Annotated in this window: 13 protein-coding genes; 6 read left to right on the top strand and 7 right to left on the bottom strand. The window is 75.1% G+C overall.

The genetic code is table 11. From position 1 onward, the window contains the following. Window positions 1-2 precede the first annotated feature (2 nt). Entirely contained in the window at window positions 3-1,181 is a 1,179-nt protein-coding gene (locus OSB71_RS18400; protein WP_265949393.1) for a winged helix-turn-helix domain-containing protein, read from the top strand. Here OSB71_RS18400 and OSB71_RS18395 read toward each other — a convergent pair. The 7 genes from OSB71_RS18395 to mtnA form a co-directional block, all read right to left on the bottom strand. After that, complete coding sequence (locus OSB71_RS18395; RefSeq protein ID WP_265949391.1) at window positions 1,178-1,930, bottom strand: response regulator; 753 nt, start codon at window positions 1,928-1,930, stop codon at window positions 1,178-1,180. The genes OSB71_RS18400 and OSB71_RS18395 overlap by 4 nt on opposite strands. Before the next feature lie 785 nt (window positions 1,931-2,715). Continuing rightward, the gene (gene hpf, locus OSB71_RS18390) at window positions 2,716-3,411 is read right to left on the bottom strand and encodes a ribosome hibernation-promoting factor, HPF/YfiA family (protein WP_265949390.1); all 696 of its coding nucleotides are present in this window, start codon (window positions 3,409-3,411) and stop codon (window positions 2,716-2,718) included. A gap of 385 nt (window positions 3,412-3,796) precedes the next feature. After that, window positions 3,797-4,612, bottom strand: coding sequence for a ComF family protein (locus OSB71_RS18385; protein WP_265949388.1), 816 nt, complete (start codon window positions 4,610-4,612; stop codon window positions 3,797-3,799). Window positions 4,613-4,648: 36 nt separating this feature from the next. After that, the gene (locus OSB71_RS18380; protein WP_265949386.1) at window positions 4,649-6,481 is read right to left on the bottom strand and encodes an LpqB family beta-propeller domain-containing protein; all 1,833 of its coding nucleotides are present in this window, start codon (window positions 6,479-6,481) and stop codon (window positions 4,649-4,651) included. Next, complete coding sequence (mtrB, locus tag OSB71_RS18375; RefSeq protein WP_416237292.1) at window positions 6,471-8,369, bottom strand: MtrAB system histidine kinase MtrB; 1,899 nt, start codon at window positions 8,367-8,369, stop codon at window positions 6,471-6,473. The genes OSB71_RS18380 and mtrB overlap by 11 nt, the downstream gene beginning before the upstream one ends. A gap of 1 nt (window position 8,370) precedes the next feature. Then, complete coding sequence (mtrA, locus tag OSB71_RS18370) at window positions 8,371-9,048, bottom strand: two-component system response regulator MtrA (protein WP_265949384.1); 678 nt, start codon at window positions 9,046-9,048, stop codon at window positions 8,371-8,373. Further along, on the bottom strand, window positions 9,045-10,157 hold the full coding sequence (mtnA, locus tag OSB71_RS18365; protein WP_265949382.1) for an S-methyl-5-thioribose-1-phosphate isomerase: 1,113 nt from the start codon (window positions 10,155-10,157) through the stop codon (window positions 9,045-9,047). Before mtnA ends, mtrA begins: the two co-directional genes overlap by 4 nt. A 111-nt stretch (window positions 10,158-10,268) precedes the next feature. Here mtnA and OSB71_RS18360 point away from each other — a divergent pair, with 111 nt between their 5' ends. Genes OSB71_RS18360 through OSB71_RS18340 form a run of 5 tightly spaced genes read left to right on the top strand, consistent with a single transcriptional unit; the run spans window position 10,269 to window position 15,902 of the window. Next, the gene (locus OSB71_RS18360) at window positions 10,269-11,594 is read left to right on the top strand and encodes a DUF7847 domain-containing protein (RefSeq protein ID WP_265949380.1); all 1,326 of its coding nucleotides are present in this window, start codon (window positions 10,269-10,271) and stop codon (window positions 11,592-11,594) included. A 21-nt stretch (window positions 11,595-11,615) separates the two neighbouring features. Then, entirely contained in the window at window positions 11,616-12,302 is a 687-nt protein-coding gene (locus tag OSB71_RS18355) for a DUF4129 domain-containing protein (protein WP_265949473.1), read from the top strand. Further along, window positions 12,299-13,615 carry a DUF4350 domain-containing protein gene (locus tag OSB71_RS18350; protein WP_265949379.1) on the top strand — a complete coding sequence of 439 codons (1,317 nt, stop codon included), beginning with the start codon at window positions 12,299-12,301 and terminating at the stop codon, window positions 13,613-13,615. Before OSB71_RS18355 ends, OSB71_RS18350 begins: the two co-directional genes overlap by 4 nt. Beyond that, entirely contained in the window at window positions 13,612-14,577 is a 966-nt protein-coding gene (locus tag OSB71_RS18345; RefSeq protein ID WP_265949377.1) for an AAA family ATPase, read from the top strand. Before OSB71_RS18350 ends, OSB71_RS18345 begins: the two co-directional genes overlap by 4 nt. Window positions 14,578-14,591: 14 nt before the next feature. Continuing rightward, window positions 14,592-15,902 carry a DUF58 domain-containing protein gene (locus OSB71_RS18340; RefSeq protein ID WP_265949375.1) on the top strand — a complete coding sequence of 437 codons (1,311 nt, stop codon included), beginning with the start codon at window positions 14,592-14,594 and terminating at the stop codon, window positions 15,900-15,902. The last annotated feature ends 200 nt before the right edge of the window (window positions 15,903-16,102 follow it).

The following is a 16,102-nucleotide window of genomic DNA, read 5'->3' as shown; positions in this document are numbered from 1 at the left end:
GCATGACCGCCACGCCCGCTCCCGCGCTGTCCCTGTCCGCCGCCGACGCCCGCCGCATCGCGCTGCGGGCGCAGGGGTTCCTGGGCGCCCCGGACCGCCGGGCCGGCGTCCGCGGGGTCCTGCGCCGGCTCGGCGCCGTCCAACTGGACACCATCTCCGTGCTGGCCCGCTCGCACGAGCTGGTCCCCTACGCCCGGCTCGGCGCCGTGGGGCGCGAGGCGGTGGAGGCCGCGTACTGGAGCGAAGGCCACTCTTTCGAGTACTGGTCACACGCGGCCTGCGTCCTGCCCGTCGAGGAGTGGCCGTACTTCGCCTTCCGCCGCCGGGCCCTGCGCGCGCGGGGCCGCCGCTGGCACGACCTGGCAGACCGGGAGCGCGCCTGCGCCCTGGTGCGCGACCGGCTGCGCGCCGACGGCCCGCTGACGGCCTCGGAGCTGGGCGGCGCCAAGAACGGCGGCCTGTGGTGGGACTGGTCGGAGACGAAGATCGCGGTGGAGTGGCTGCTGGACGTCGGCGAGGTGGTGTGCGCCGAGCGGCGTGGCTGGAAACGGGTGTACGACCTGGCCGAGCGGGCGGTGCCCGGCGCGCTGTTCCACGACGACCTCGACGACGCCGAGTGCCTGCGGCGGCTGGTGACGCAGGCCGGGGCCGCGCTCGGCGTCGCCACCCGGGCCGACCTGGCCGACTACCACCGGCTGCGCGGTGAGCAGGTGGCCTCCGTGATAGCGGACACGCCGCTGGTCCCGGTGGAGGTCGAGGGCTGGGGCAAGCCGGCCTGGGCCGACCCGGCGGCGCTGGCGACACCGGCGCGCGGGCGGCACCGCACCACGCTGCTGTCGCCGTTCGACTCACTGGTCTGGGACCGCGCCCGCACCGAGCGCGTCTTCGGCTTCACCCACCGGCTGGAGGCGTACGTGCCCAAGCCGAAGCGCGTGCACGGGTACTTCGCGATGCCGCTGCTCGCGGGCGGGCGGCTGGTGGGCCGGGTGGACCCGGGCCGCGAGGGTCGCACGCTGGTGGCGCGGCAGGTCTCCATGGCCGGGCCCGCCGCGGTGGGCCCCATGGCCACCGCGCTGCGGGAGGCGGCGTCCTGGGTGGGCTGCGCGGAGGTCCGCGTCGACCGCTGCGACGACGCCACGCTGGCCGCCGCCCTCCGCGCCGAGCTGGGCGCGGCAGGCTAGCGGATCTCCAGGATCTTCTCCCGCATCGCGTAGACCACGGCCTCCATGCGGGAGTGGAGCTGGAGCTTCTCCAGGATGTTGCGCACGTGGTTCTTCACGGTGTTCTCGCTGATGTAGAGCGCCTTGGCGATGTCCCGGTTGTTCATGCCGGTGGCCACGAGCTTGAGGACCTCCAGCTCGCGGTCGGTCAGGCGCGGAGCGGGCACGAGCTTGCTCTCGTCCGTGCGCTGGATCATCGACTTGAACTCGGTCAGGAGCTTCGCCGCCATCGAGGGGCTGATCTGCGACTGGCCGTCGGCGACCGCGCGGATGGCCGCGCACACCTCGTCGGTGGAGATCTCCTTGAGCAGATACCCGGTGGCGCCCGCCTTGATGGCGTCGTAGAGGTCGGCCTCCTCGTCGCTGATCGTCAGCATGATGATCTTCGCGCTGGGGGCGACCTCCTTGATCGCCCGGCAGGCCTCGATGCCGCCGCGGCGCGGCATGCGCACGTCCATCAACACGATGTCCGGCAGCAGATCGGCCGCCTTCTCCACGGCCTCCGAGCCGTCCCCGGCCTCACCGACGACCTCGATGTCCTCCTCGGACTGCAGGACGATCTCCAGGCCCCGTCGGAAGAGTTCGTGGTCGTCGACGACGAGCACGCGGATCGGCTCCGACCGCTCGGTGCCGCGCTCGCCGGGCTCCGCCGCCGCGTCGGTGCCGCCGCGCCAGCCGGCGGCCATCGTGGGCCCGAAGCTGTCCGCCATCGTTCCTCCCCCAACAGGCCATGCCCGGGTCAGCACCAACCGGGTCGGGCAGGAGGCCGGTTGGTCGTGGCGCTCATGGTATCGACAGCGGGCGCCCCCGCCGACCGTGCGAACCGGCCGTCTCCCTCGCGCCCGCTGCCCGCGGGGCGCGTCCCCGGCGCCCGTGCGGCACCCGGCCTCGGCTGCCCCGGCGGGCCCGGGGCCGGGCCGTCTCGGGGGCGGACAGCCTCGCGATCAAGCCACCCCGGCCAGTGCGGGCCGCGCCCCGCGTCCGGGCGAGGGCACGTGCCCCGGTGCCGCCGTCTCGGTCGGCCCGGCTCGCCTTGAAGGGGGCTCCCGCCGGGAGTGAGCCCTCCCAGGACCAAGCCGCCGCCGACGAGCGCACAGCCCGCCCCGCACCCGGACCGAAGCAAGCGCCGTGGCCCCCGCCCGGCGGCTCCGACTACCCCGACCGGCCCGGGCCGGCGGAGGCGGGGCAGGCGCTGCGTCCGGGCCGCGGCCCGCCCCACGGCGCCGGGCGGGCTTGGCTCGCCAGGCTGCTCCGACTCCGGGCGATCCCGTGGTCGGGGCGCGCCCGAGGAGCGCGGGCCGCGTCTCGCCTCGCGTCCGGGCCCGGGGCCGAGGGCCCACGCCGCGGCCGGGTCCTGCCCTGCCCACGGCGCGCGCCGTGAACAGCGACGCGCGGTGCCCGGGCGGGACGATCCGGGGGCGGAGCCGAGCCGGGCCCGGTCAGCCGGTCAGCCGGTCAGCCGGTCAGCCGGTCAGCCGGTCAGCCGGTCAGCCGGTCAGCCGGCGAGCGTGCCGCCCGCGTCCGGGGGCGTCTCGTCCGCGAACGGGTCGGGGTCGAGGTGGATCACGCCGTAGTCGTAGGCGTGCCGCCGGTAGACGACGCTCGGCTGCTTGGTGTCGGAGTCGACGAAGAGGTAGAAGTCGTGCCCGACCAGCTCCATCTCGTACAGAGCCTGGTCAAGCGTCATCGGCGCGGCCCGGTGCGTCTTCTCGCGGCACACCAGCGGGCCTTCGCCCTGGACTTCGAGCGGACCGACCTTGCGCACGGCCGGTTCCTCGGTCACTTCCGCGTCGAACGCCCCCAGCTCCCCGTTGCCGTTGAGCGTGGCGGCGTCGGGCACGGAGGCCGCGACGTCGCTGGCGGGGATGCGGGCGCTGCCCCGGCGGGAGATCCTCTTGTCGTGCCGCCGACGGAGCCTGGACTCCAGCTTCTCCGTGGCGAGGTCGAGCGCCACGTACGGGTCCGCCGCCGCCGCCTCGGCGCGGATGACCGGGCCACGGTGCCGGAGGGTGATCTCCACTCGGTCGGAACGGTCGGCCTGACGGGGGTTGGGCTCCTTGGACACCTCAACGTCCAAGCGGGTCACCTTGCCATCGAGTTTCTGCAGCTTGTCCAGCTTCAGCTTCTCGGTCACGTGCTTGCGGAACCGCTCGGGTACCTGAGTCTTTCGGCCCTTGACGACGATGTCCACGCAGAACTCCGTTCCCGGATCGCTCCGTCGGCGAGGACGGAGCGTCCTTGGTGCACTGAGCCGGAGGTACCCGGACCGACCGGTCACTCTCCGGCGCTACGTCGGGTTGCGACTTCACCTCCTTCTCCCCAGGGGGAAGATCGCCACCCGCTCGCGCAGAGAGGCGACCGGTGAGGACCGGTGTGCGCGGGCCAGGCCGCGCAGACTCCGTTCGCCGGGGCGCCGGCCCGAGATGACCGGCGGGGCCCTCATTACCGAACGTACCCCGACCGGGGGACTGTCGGCACCCCCTACCAATGCGTACCCCTCTGCGAGACTTTCTCCAGTTGTCACCCGCACAACGTTTCGCGCTGGTAAGCGGTTCCCTGCCCCGTTCTCCGCCCGGTCATGCACGGCGCCCGCCCCCGCCGTCCCACGGCGCGGTCCCGGGCCGCGGGGCGAGGGCGACCACGGCGGCGCCCGCGCACCGCACGCCGGCGTCCCCCAGAGCCCGTACGGCCTCGGTCAGCGAGGCACCGGTGGTCAGCAGGTCGTCGACGACGACCACGGCCCTCGCACCGCCCAGCAGCCGGGCCGCGCCCGGGGCCACACCGAGCGCCCCGGCGAGGTTGCGGTGACGCTCGTGCCGCGTAAGCCCGGCCTGGTCGGCCACGGGGCGGCGCTGCCGCAGCACGGCGGACGCCCGCGTCGGCGCGCCCGCGCGGGACAGTCCGGCCGCCGCGGCGCGGGCCAGGCGGCGCACGGGGTCGTGCCCGCGCGCCGCCACGGTGCGCCGCGCCGAGGGCACCGGCACCAGGGCGACCGGGCCGGACTCCGCGGCCCCGGCCTCCGTGCCCGCGCGGGCGGCGGAGCCCGGGTCGGCCAGCACGGCCCGGACGGCGACGGCCAGGGCCCGCCCCAGCGGGCGCGCCAGCCGCAGCGCCCCGCGCTCCTTGTGCGCCAGCAGCAGGGCGCGCAGCTCGTCGGAGTACGCCCCCGCCGCGTACGCGCGCGGCAGCCCCGGCAGCGGGTCCGCGCGGCGTGCGCGCAGCTCCGCCAGTCCCCCTCGGCACCGGCCGCACAGCCCGCCGCGCGGGGCGCCGCAGCCCGCGCACCGTGCGGCCAGCACCAGGTCCGCCAGCTCCTGCCACCACCCGGTCACCGGCATCCGCGCCACCCCGATCCGCTCCGTCTCCGCGGGCGCCGCTCCCTGTGCGCCCATCACTACGGAACGTAGCGCGGGCCACGGACAGCGGCGTCAGCCCGGATAGGCGGGGGCGGAGCCCTCTTCGGCGACCTCCTGCCAGTCACCGTCGGGCGGCAGCCGCACGATGCCCTCCGCCGAGTCCGCCAGCAGCGGCTTGCTCTCGTCCTCCGAAGCGGCGATGCTCTCGATCTCGTTGACGCCCGGGAGCTTCGCGGGCGCGCCGGGGGAACCGTCCGTGGACATCACCCGCACCTTCTGCACCCCGCCGAACTCCTTGCCGACGACCACCAGCCGGCTGCCCCCGGCCCAGGAGACCGTGGTGACGTTCTCCATGTGCGGCGCGATGCCGCGCAGCCCGGTGACGGTGGCGCTGGGGCGGCCCTCCGCGTCGCTCTCCCGCTCGACGCGGCCGAGTTGGAGCGTCGTACGGTCGCCCTCGCGCACCAGCAGGGCGACGCGGACCCCGTCGGCGGCCACCTTGATCGCCTCGATGCGACCGTCCCCCAGGCCCTGCACCCGCACCTCCTGGGGCTCCCCGGCGCCGGAGCGCAGCCGCAGCAGCCGGGCGTCGCGCGGATTCCGGTCGGCGACCCACAGGTCCCCGAGCCCGTCCCAGCTCGGCGCGGTCAGCCGCCCCTCGGACTCGGACTGCCCGGAACTGGAGACCACCGGCGGGTCGTAGGGCGCCTTCGTGTCCAGCGGGGCGACGTAGAGCGCGGCACCGTCCAGCGAGACTCCCGCGGCGCTCTCCTCGTCCCGGCTGACCGCGACGTCGCGCAGGGGGAGCTGGCCGGTGCCGAACGGGCCGTCCACCGCGGACCCGGACTCCTCGTCCTCGTCGAGCGCGACCAGGCGTCGGTCGCCGTCGAGGTAGTAGGAGTGGGCCGCACGGCCGTTGAGCAGGCCGGGCGCGAACCGCTGCGCGGCCTCGCGGCCCAGGTCGCACATCTTGCCGCCGCCCTCGTCGCGCAGCGTGACGGACTTGACGGGGGACGAGGACTGGTGGTCCACGGTGTGCAGGAGCTGCGCCGCCATCCGCACGCACTGCGCCCGCTCGACGCCCAGCGACCGCTCCGCGTCGGCGCCGGTCAGCCGGAGCCGCAGGGCGCCGGAGTCGTCCAGCGCCAGGCGCTGCTTGGGGGCCAGCCGGACGCCGGTGGGGAACGCGGAGGTCACCACCGGGTGCAGCCAGTCGGTCGGTCCGCGCAGCAGGGCGCGCACCGTCTCGGTGACCGGGTCGACGTGCCGCCGCAGGTACACCGGGTCGGCCACCAGCAGGTTGCGCCCCCCGCGCACGCCCCCCGCCTCGGGGCCGAGCGCGGCGAAGTAGTAGGTGTTGACCGAGCGGTAGATGCGCTCGAAGTCGGCCTCGCCCAGCACCAGGCCGTCGGGCAGGCGGTCGATCCGCCACTGCCCGTCCTCCTGGGTGAGGTGGAAGTTGCCCAGGTAGGAGCCGTCCTTGGGGGTGTAGGCGCTCTTCTCGTCCACCCGGGCGGTCCGCTCGCCGGTGACCTCGACGGTGTAGCCGTCGCCGTCGGTGTCCGGCAGCGCGCCGCCGGGCGGCACCTCGGGACCGGCCGAGACGACGGTCGTCCCGGCGAACGGGTCCCACTCCCGCGCGGTCTGCTCGGTCAGGTACTTGCGGGCGGTCTCGAACTCGGCCTCGTCACTGGTGGTGGCCTCCAGGAAGCCCCGCACGATCTGCAGCGGGTGCTCCCCGGGGTCCGGCGGCACACCGAACACGCGCACGTGTGCGTCGGCCTCGGTCGGCTGCCGCCCCTCGATCGGCTTGACCTCGCCGTTGGAGGGCATGGAGGCGCAGCCCGTGAGCAGTGCCAGGCAGGCGGCCAGCAGCGCGCCGGCCGTCGTGCGGTCAGCCCTCATGGCGCTCTCCCGCGCCGGGGGCCGACAGCGCCTCTCGACCGGCGTCCGCGGGCGCGCTCTCCCGGCCCGTCGGCGTCCCGCCCGTGCCACGGCGGCGGCGGGAGTCGGAGGGCTCCAGGGGTATGGGCGAGCCGCGCAGCGCCTCGCCGGCGACGGCGGGCAGCGTCAGGCGGAACTGGGAGCCGCCGCCCGGCTCACCCCAGGCCTGGAGCCAGCCGCCGTGCAGCCGGGCGTCCTCGATGGCTATGGACAGGCCGAGCCCGGTACCGCCCGTGGTCCGGGCGCGGGCCGGGTCCGCCCGCCAGAAACGGTTGAACACGCGCTGTGCCTCCCCGGGCCTGAGCCCCACTCCGTAGTCCCGCACGGCCACGGCCACCGCGCCGTCGGCCTCGGCGAGCCGGATGACCACGTCCCGCCCCTCACCGTGCTCGACCGCGTTGACGACCAGGTTGCGCAGCACCCGCTCGACCCGGCGGGTGTCCACCTCGGCGACGACCTCCCGTCCGGCACCGCGCACCAGCAGGCGGCTGCCCTTGGCGTCGGCCAGCGGCTCGGCACCCTCCACCACGCGGTGGACGACTTCGCGCAGGTCCGTCGGCGCGGCCTCCAGCGCGGCCGCCCCGGCGTCGAACCGGCTGATCTCCAGCAGCTCGGCGAGCAGCGACTCGAAGCGGTCGAGCTGGCTGAGCAGCAGTTCCGCGGAGCGCCCCGTCACCGGGTCGAAGTCCTCGCGCGCCTCGTGGATGACGTCGGCGGCCATCCGCACCGTCGTCAGCGGCGTGCGCAGCTCGTGCGAGACGTCGGAGACGAAGCGGCGCTGCATGCGCGACAGCTCCTCGAGCTGCTGGATCTTGAGCTGGAGGCTCTGCGCCATCTTGTTGAACGACTCTCCGAGGCGGGCGATGTCGTCCTCGCCGGAGACCTTCATCCGCTCCTGCAGCCGCCCGGCCGCCAGCCGCTCGGAGATGCCGGCCGCCATCCGCACCGGCGTGACCACCTGCCGCACCACCACCCAGGCGATCGCGCCCAGCAGGACGACCAGGAAGATCCCGGCCGTGGCGAGCGTGCCCTTGACCAAGTCGAGCGACTTCTCCTCCTGCGTGAAGGGGAAGAGGTAGTAGAGCTGGTACGGGTTGCCTTCGGCGTCGTTGAGCCGCTTGCCGATGATCAGCGCGGGCTGCTCCGATCCGTCGGTGCGGACGATCTCGCCGTACTGCCGGTGCGTCTCCGGGCTGGCGTCCAGCGTCTGGCGCAGCTCCAGCGAGATCGACGCCTCGGGCTGTACGTCGCCGAACGCGCGGGGCCCGCGGGTGTTGGCGGTGGCGTCGGCGCCGGAGGGCGGGGAGGCGTCGTGCGAGCTGAGCGCCACCACCGAGTACACGCCCTGACCGCCGCTGGCGAGCTGCTGGACGAGCTGCGTCAGCCAGGCGCCCGCGCCCAGGACGCTGCGGCCGCTCTCGGAGTCACCGCCGGACGCCGCGTTGTCCGCCTCGTCCCGGGCCACCGCGAAACCGCCCGCGGCCTGGCTCTGCGCGGCCTGGAGCTTGGCGTCCAGCAGGCCGTTGCGGACCTGCCCTATGACCACCACGCCCAGTACCAGCACGACGCCCACCGACAGCAGCAGCGTCGCCGTCACCACGCGGAGCTGGATGTTGCGCCGCCACAGCCGCATCACCGGCAGCAGCGGACGCCGGATCCAGCGCACGAACATGCGGAACAGCGGGTGCGCCCGGCTCCCCGTCGCCCCCTCGGGGATCAGCCCGTCGGGCAGGAGCTGGCCGGCCCGCCGGACGGGGCCGAGGACACCGGCACGGGACCGGGCCCCGGCGGGCCGGTCGGCCTGGGCCTCCGGCTCCGTCTCCGGCGGCACGGCGCCGTTGCCGGCCATGTCAGCCCGGCCCCGCCTTGTAGCCCACGCCACGGACGGTCACCACGATCTCCGGGCGCTCGGGGTCCTTCTCCACCTTCGAGCGCAGGCGCTGCACGTGCACGTTCACCAGCCGGGTGTCGGCCGCGTGCCGGTAGCCCCAGACCTGCTCCAGCAGCACCTCGCGGGTGAAGACCTGCCACGGCTTGCGGGCCAGCGCGACGAGCAGGTCGAACTCCAGCGGGGTGAGCGCGATGGAGGTGCCCTCCCGCTTCACGGAGTGCCCGGCGACGTCGATCACCAGGTCACCGATGGTGAGCTGTTCGGGCGCCGGTTCCTCCGAACGGCGCAGCCGCGCCCGGATGCGGGCCACCAGCTCCTTGGGCTTGAAGGGCTTGACGATGTAGTCGTCCGCGCCGGACTCCAGCCCGACGACGACGTCGACCGTGTCGCTCTTGGCGGTCAGCATCACCACCGGCACGCCGGACTCGGCGCGGATCAGCCGGCACACCTCGATGCCGTCGCGGCCCGGCAGCATCAGGTCCAGCAGGACCAGGTCCGGCTTGGTCTCGCGGAAGGCGGCCAGCGCCTTGTCGCCGTCCGAGACGAACGACGGTTCGAAGCCTTCGCCGCGCAGCACGATGCCGAGCATCTCCGCCAGCGCGGTGTCGTCGTCGACGACGAGGACGCGTCCTTTCATGCGTTCATCATCCCATCACCCGTTCCTGATGCCGTGGTGCGTGAGCGGGAACACAGCTCGGCGAGCCCCTCACCGGTCACCGGGGAGACCACGCCCGCCTCCGTGACGACGGCCGTGACCAGGTCCGCCGGAGTGACGTCGAACGCCGGGTTGTACACCTGCGCCCCCAGCGGCGCCGCCGGCGCACCGGGCGCCAGTTCCGTCACCTCGTGACCGGCACGCTGCTCCACTTCGACCCCGGCACCGTCCGCCGTGGCCAGGTCCACCGTACTCAGCGGCGCCACCACGACGAACGGCACGTGATGGTAGCGGGCCAGCACCGCCAGCGGATAACTCCCGACCTTGTTGGCCACCGAGCCGTCGGCGGCTATGCGGTCGGCGCCGATCAGCACGGCGTCCACCTCGCCGGCCGCGAACAGCGAACCGGCCGCACCGTCCGGCAGCACCGAGTAGGCCATGCCCTCGCGGGCCGCCTCCCACGCCGTCAGCCGCGAGCCCTGGAGCAGCGGGCGCGTCTCGTCCACCCACAGGCGGCGCAGCTCACCCGCCCGGTGCGCCGCCCGGACCACGGCGAGCGCCGTGCCGTCGCCGCCGGAGACCAGGGTGCCGGTGTTGCAGTGCGTCAGGACGCGCAGGCCGCCACCGGGCAGCAGCTCCCGCAGCAGCGCCCAGCCGTGCTCGCCCATCGCCGCGCCCGCGGCGATCTCCTGCCGGTGCACCGCGCGGGCCTCCGCCAGCGCCTCGGCGGCGGCCCCCGCCGCGTCCGCCCCGGCGGCCACCGCCCGCCGGTGGGCCGCCAGCGCGCGCCGCACCCCGTAGCCGAGGTTGACGGCGGTGGGCCGGGCCCGGGCGAGCCGCACGGCGGCGTCCTCCACGTCGTACCCCCGGGCCGCCGCCAGCGCGACCCCGTAGGCGCCCGCGACGCCCAGCAGCGGCGCCCCGCGCACCTTCAGCTCGCGTACCGCCCCGACCAGCGCGGGAACGTCCGTACAGACGTGCTCGCGCTCCTCGTGCGGGAGGCGCGTCTGGTCCAGCAGCACCACCACCGGACCGTCGGGCGAGTCCTCCCAGCGCAGGACGGGAGGCGGGTTCGCGTCGTGATCAGCCATCCGCCCAGTCTGCCCGCTGCCGGCGGTCAGGGGCAGGGCCCCGCACACGGGGAAGACCCCCATGGCACGATGGCTGCCACAACCGTGACACGCGAGCGAAGGTGAGCACCCGTGAACGACGCTCCGGGCTGGGCCTCGCCCGGGTCCTCCGGCGACCGCGAGCCCCGAGGGGAGGACCGCGACCGCGACGAGCAGCGGCCGCCGTCCGGCGACACCGCGCAGCCGTCCGGCGACGCGCCGCCCCCGCCCGGAGGCCGCCCGCCGACCGGCTGGGCCGCGCAGCAGCCGCCCCCGCAGGGCTGGAACGCCCCCGGCGGTCCGCCACCGACCTACCCCGGCGGCCCGGCGCAGATGGGAGCGCCAGGACACCACGGCCAGTACGGTCAGCACGACCAGTACGGGGGCGGCTACGGGCAGCAGCCCGGCGGCTGGGGCGGGGGCTGGCACCCTCCGCAGGCCGCCAAGCCCGGCGTGATTCCCCTGCGCCCGCTGGGCGTCGGCGAGATCCTCGACGGCGCCATCTCCACCATGCGGGCCCACTGGCGGCCCGTTCTGGGCATCGCACTCGGCGTGGCCGTGGTGATCCAGCTCGTCACCACCGTCCTCACCCGGCTGTGGTTCAGCGACCAGCAGGCCCTCGTCGAGCTCCAGAACGACCCGACGCCGAGCATGGACCAGGTCTCGGACGCCCTGACCCAGACCGCGGCCAGCAGCGGCGTCGGTGGACTCGCCACCCTGGTCGGCACCGTCATCGCCACCGCCATGCTCACCATGGTGGTCAGCCGTGCCGTGCTCGGCCGCCCGGTCACCATGGGCGAGGCCTGGCACGACGCCCGGCCGCGGCTGCTGCGCCTCCTCGGCCTCACCGTGCTGGTCACCCTCATCCTGGTCAGCACGATGCTCGTCTGCGTGCTGCCCGGCGTGCTGCTGGGCGGCGCCGGTGGAGCGTTCCTGGCCCTGCTGGGCGGGCTGGGCGGCCTGGTGCTGGTGGTCTGGCTGTGGATTCGGTTCACCCTCTCCGCGCCCGCGCTCATGCTGGAGCGCTCCGGCGTCCTGACCGCGCTGCAGCGCTCCGCCAGGCTCGTGCGCGGCTCGTGGTGGCGCATCTTCGGCATCCAGCTCCTCGCGGCGCTCATCGTCGCGGTCCTCGGCTTCGTCATCTCCATCCCGACGTCCCTCATCGCGGGTGCCGTGAGCGGCGCGTCGACCGGACCGTTCGGCGCCCCCACCGAACTCACCTGGTCGTACCTGATCGTCCTCGGCATCGGTTCGGTGCTCACCTCCACGATCACGCTCCCCTTCAACGCCGGAGTGACGGCCCTGCTCTACATCGACGCCCGCATCCGCCGCGAGGGACTCGACCTCGAACTCGCCCGCGCCGCCGGCGCCCACGGCCACGCCCCGGGCCGGCCGGGCACCGGCGCCCAGGGGCACTGACGGACGGGTGGCGGGGTGACCATGCGGACGGCCCCACCGTGGTACGCCGGTACGGCGCCCGCCGGTGACGACGTGCCGATCACCATCGGCCGCGACGCCGCCCGGGAGGCCGCCGAGCGCGAGCTGTCCAAGCCGCGCTACCAGGCCGATGAGCCGGGCCTGGCGGAGCGGGCGCTGGAGTGGCTGCTGGAGCGCCTGGAGGACCTCCTGAACTCCGCCGTGGACCTCACTCCCGGCGGCGTGACCGGGGTGGTCGTCATCGTCTGCCTCGTCGTGGCCCTGGTGGTGGCGCTGCGTCTGCGGCTGGGCGCGCTCCGGCCGGAGGCGCGCGGCGCCACGGGCACCCTCTTCCCCGACGCGCCGCGCTCGGCGGCCGACCACCGCGCCGCCGCCGAGCGGCACGCCGGGGCCGAGCAGTGGAACGCCGCCGTGCAGGAGCGCATGCGCGCGGTCGTACGGGCGCTGGAGGAGCGCACCCTGCTCGAACCCCGCCCCGGCCGTACCGCGGACGAGGCCGCCGCCGAGGCCGGGCAGGCCCTGCCGCACCACGCCGACGCCCTGCGCGCCGCCGCCCGGGCCTTCGACGAGGTCACCTACGCCGAACGCACCGCCTCCCCGGCCGCCTACCGGCACCTGGCCGACCTCGACGCCGCCCTGGAACGGGCCAGGCCCCACCTGGCCACGCCGTCCTCGGGAGGCCGCCCGTGAACGGCGTCTCCCCCACCGCCTCCACGTCCGTGTCGCCCACCGCCCGGCAGGTGTGGCTCCGCTCCCGCGGCGTTCTGATCGCACTGACCATCCTCCTCCTCACCGCCGCCGCCGTCGCCCTGATCCGCTCGGGCGAGCAGCACGGCGCACTGGACCCGCGCTCCGCCGACCGCAACGGCAGCCGAGCGGTGGCCGAACTCCTGCGCGACCGGGGTGTGCACGTCACCGTGGCCACCACCACGGCCGAGGCGACCCGGGCGGTCGACGCCGAGACCACCGTGCTCGTCGCCCGCCCCGCGCTGCTCGGCGCCGACCAGCGCGACCGGCTGCACGCCGCGCTGTCCGGCGGTGCCGGCCGCACCGTGCTGCTCGCCCCCGGCGCACACGTCGTGCCGGACCTGGCGCCGGGCGTCGTGGCCGTGCGCCCGACCCCGACGACCGACGCGCTCGCACCGCGCTGCGACGCCGACTACGCGCGCCGCGCGGGCACCGCGCGCCTCGGCGGCGTCGGCTACCGCGCCGAGACGGCGGACGGCTCCCCGCCCGTCGACGCCTGCTACCCCAGCGACGGTCTGCCCACCCTGCTGCGCGTACCGACCGCCGCCGGCGACACGGTGATCACCGGAACCGCGGAGTTTCTGCACAACGAGCACCTCGACGAGCAGGGCAACGCCTCGCTGGCACTGCAACTCCTCGGCTCCCACGACCGCCTCGTCTGGTACCTCCCCACTCCCACCGACCCTGCCGCCGACCGCGAAGGCGACCAGGGGCTGGCCGACCTCCTCCCCGACGGCTGGCTGTTCGGGTCCCTGCAACTGGCCATCGCGCTCGGCCTGGCGGCGCTGTGGCGAGCCCGCCGCCTCGGCCCCCTCGTGCCCGAGCGCCTCCCCGTCACGGTGCCCGCCGCGGAGGCCACCGAAGGCCGGGCCCGGCTGTACCGCCAGGCCAACGCCCGGGACCACGCGGCCGCCGCGTTGCGCTCCGCGACCCGCGGCCGACTCGCTCCCGCCCTGGGCCTCCCTTCGGCCCTGGCAGACTCCGAGGACGCCGTCCTTCCCGCCCTCGCCCGGTACGCCGGCGCCGACAGCGCCGCCACCCGCGCCCTCCTCTTCGGCCCGGCCCCCACCGACGACGCCGCGCTCGTACGCCTCGCCGACGACCTCGACCGGTTGGAACAGCAGATCGCCCCGGCGGGGCGCCCGCCCGGACACGGCCGAACCGACGCCCCACCGGGCACTTCGGCACAGCCTCCACCGACGACAGCACCGACCGACCCGACGACCGCACCGACAGACAAGGACGGCACCTCGTGAGCGCCCCCTCAGCAACCACCGCGCGCACGGCCCTGGAGGCCGTTCGAGCCGAGATCGCGAAGGCCGTCGTAGGACAGGACGCCGCCGTGACCGGGGTGGTCGTCGCCCTGCTCTGCCGAGGCCACGTCTTGTTGGAAGGTGTACCCGGGGTGGCCAAGACGCTCCTGGTCCGCACGCTGGCGGCCAGCTTGGAACTCGACACCAAGCGCGTGCAGTTCACCCCGGACCTGATGCCCAGTGACGTCACCGGCTCACTGGTCTACGACGCGCGCAGCGCCAAGTTCTCCTTCCAGCCCGGACCGGTCTTCACCAACCTCCTCCTCGCCGACGAGATCAACCGGACGCCGCCGAAGACGCAGGCGTCGCTCCTGGAGGCGATGGAGGAGCGCCAGGTCTCCGTCGACGGCGTACCGCGCACGCTGCCTGAGCCCTTTCTGGTGGCCGCCACCCAGAACCCGGTCGAGTACGAGGGCACGTACCCCCTTCCCGAAGCCCAACTCGACCGCTTCCTGCTCAAACTCACCGTGCACCTGCCCTCACGGCAGGACGAGATCAGCGTCCTGACCCGCCACGCCGCTGGGTTCAGCCCGCGCGACCTCGACGCGGCGGGCGTCCGCGCCGTCGCCGGCCCCGCTGAACTGGACGCCGCACGCGACGCCGTCGCCCGAACCGCCGTCTCCTCGGAGATCGCCGGCTACATCGTCGATATCTGCCGTGCCACGCGTGAATCCCCCTCCCTGAGCCTCGGTGCCTCCCCGCGTGGGGCCACCGCCCTGCTGTCCACCGCCCGCGCCTGGGCCTGGCTCACCGGCCGCGACTACGTCATCCCCGACGACGTCAAAGCCCTGGCGCTTCCCACCCTCCGCCACCGCGTCCAGCTACGGCCGGAAGCGGAGATGGAAGGCGTCACCTCCGACAGCGTGCTCAACTCGATCCTCGCCCGTGTCCCCGTACCGCGCTGACCGGTGAGGTAACCATGGCTCTCACCGGACGCGCGGCACTCCTCGCTGCCCTGGGCACGCTCGTCGTCGGCCTGCTTCTGCCGAGTTGGACCGGCATCCTGACCGTCCAACTCGTCCTCGCCATCGCAATTCTGTACGACCTCGCGCGCGCCGCGCCAGTGCGAACGCTCCAGTTCACCCGTGTAGGTGACACATCAGTTCGACTGGGTCAGCAGGCCACCGTGCACCTCACGATCGCCAACCCCGCCGCCCGCCGGCTGCGGGCCCGCGTCCGCGACGCCTGGCCGCCCAGTGCCTGGCCCCCCGGCTCCGGCACCGCCGCCTCCCGCCACACCGTCGACATCCCCGCGGGCGAGCGCCGGCGGATCACCACCCGGCTCGCGCCCTCCCGCCGCGGCGACCGCAGCGCACACCGCGTGACCGTACGCTCCTACGGGCCCCTCGGACTGGCCGCCCGCCAGGGCAACCACCTGGCTCCCTGGACGGTACGGGTCCTCCCCGCCTTCCGCAGCCGCAAGCACGTGCCGGCCAAGCTGGCCCGGCTGCGCGAGCTCGACGGCCGCACGAGCGTGCTCACCCGCGGCGAGGGCACCGAGTTCGACAGCCTCCGCGCCTACATCCCCGGCGACGACACCCGCTCCATCGACTGGAGGGCCACGGCACGCCAGTCGTCGCTCGCCGTCCGTACCTGGCGACCCGAGCGGGACCGGCGCATCCTGGTGGTCCTCGACACCGGCCGCACGGCGGCGGGCCGCGTCGGCGACGTGCCCCGTCTCGACGCCGCGATGGACGCCGCCCTGCTGCTGGCCACGATCGCCGGGCGCGCCGGGGACCGGGTGGACTTTCTGGCCTACGACCGCCGCGTGCGGGCGAGCGTGCGGGGACGCACGGCCAACGACCTGCTGCCCGCCCTGGTCGAAGCCATGGCTCCGCTCGAAGCCGGCCTGGTGGAGACGGACGCCCCGGGCATGGCCTCGGCGGTGCTGCACCACGTTCGCCAACGCTCGCTCGTGGTGCTCCTGACCGGGCTCGACGCGGCTCCGGTCGAACACGGCCTGCTGCCCGCGCTGCCGCGGCTCGCGCAGCGGCACACCGTCCTGGTCGCCTCCGTCGCCGACCCGCGCATCGCGGAGATGGCCGGCGCGCGCGGCTCCGTGGACGCCGTGTACGAGGCCGCGGCGGCCGCGAGAGTCCAGCAGGAACGCCGCCACACGGCCGATCGCCTGCGGCGTCACGGAACGACGGTCGTCGACGCCGGCCCCGAAGCCCTGGCACCCGCCCTCGCCGACGCCTACCTCGCACTCAAGGCGGCCGGCCGCCTGTGACGGGGCCCCACGCGCCGCCTCCTCTCGGCAGGCGCAAGGCGCAGGGGACCGTCCCGGAGCCGACGTCCCGCTCGCCCTACGGCTGCGCCGCACCGTGCGGGCATGCCCGCACGCGCCCGCACCACGGGCAGCGGGTGAACGGCCGGAGGCACCACACCGAGCGGCACAACACACTCGGAAAAGGCGGGCGCCGGCAAGGT

The organism is Streptomyces marinisediminis (assembly GCF_026262575.1).
GTDB lineage: Bacteria > Actinomycetota > Actinomycetes > Streptomycetales > Streptomycetaceae > Streptomyces > Streptomyces marinisediminis.
This window is presented reverse-complemented; position numbering and strand designations above follow the sequence as displayed.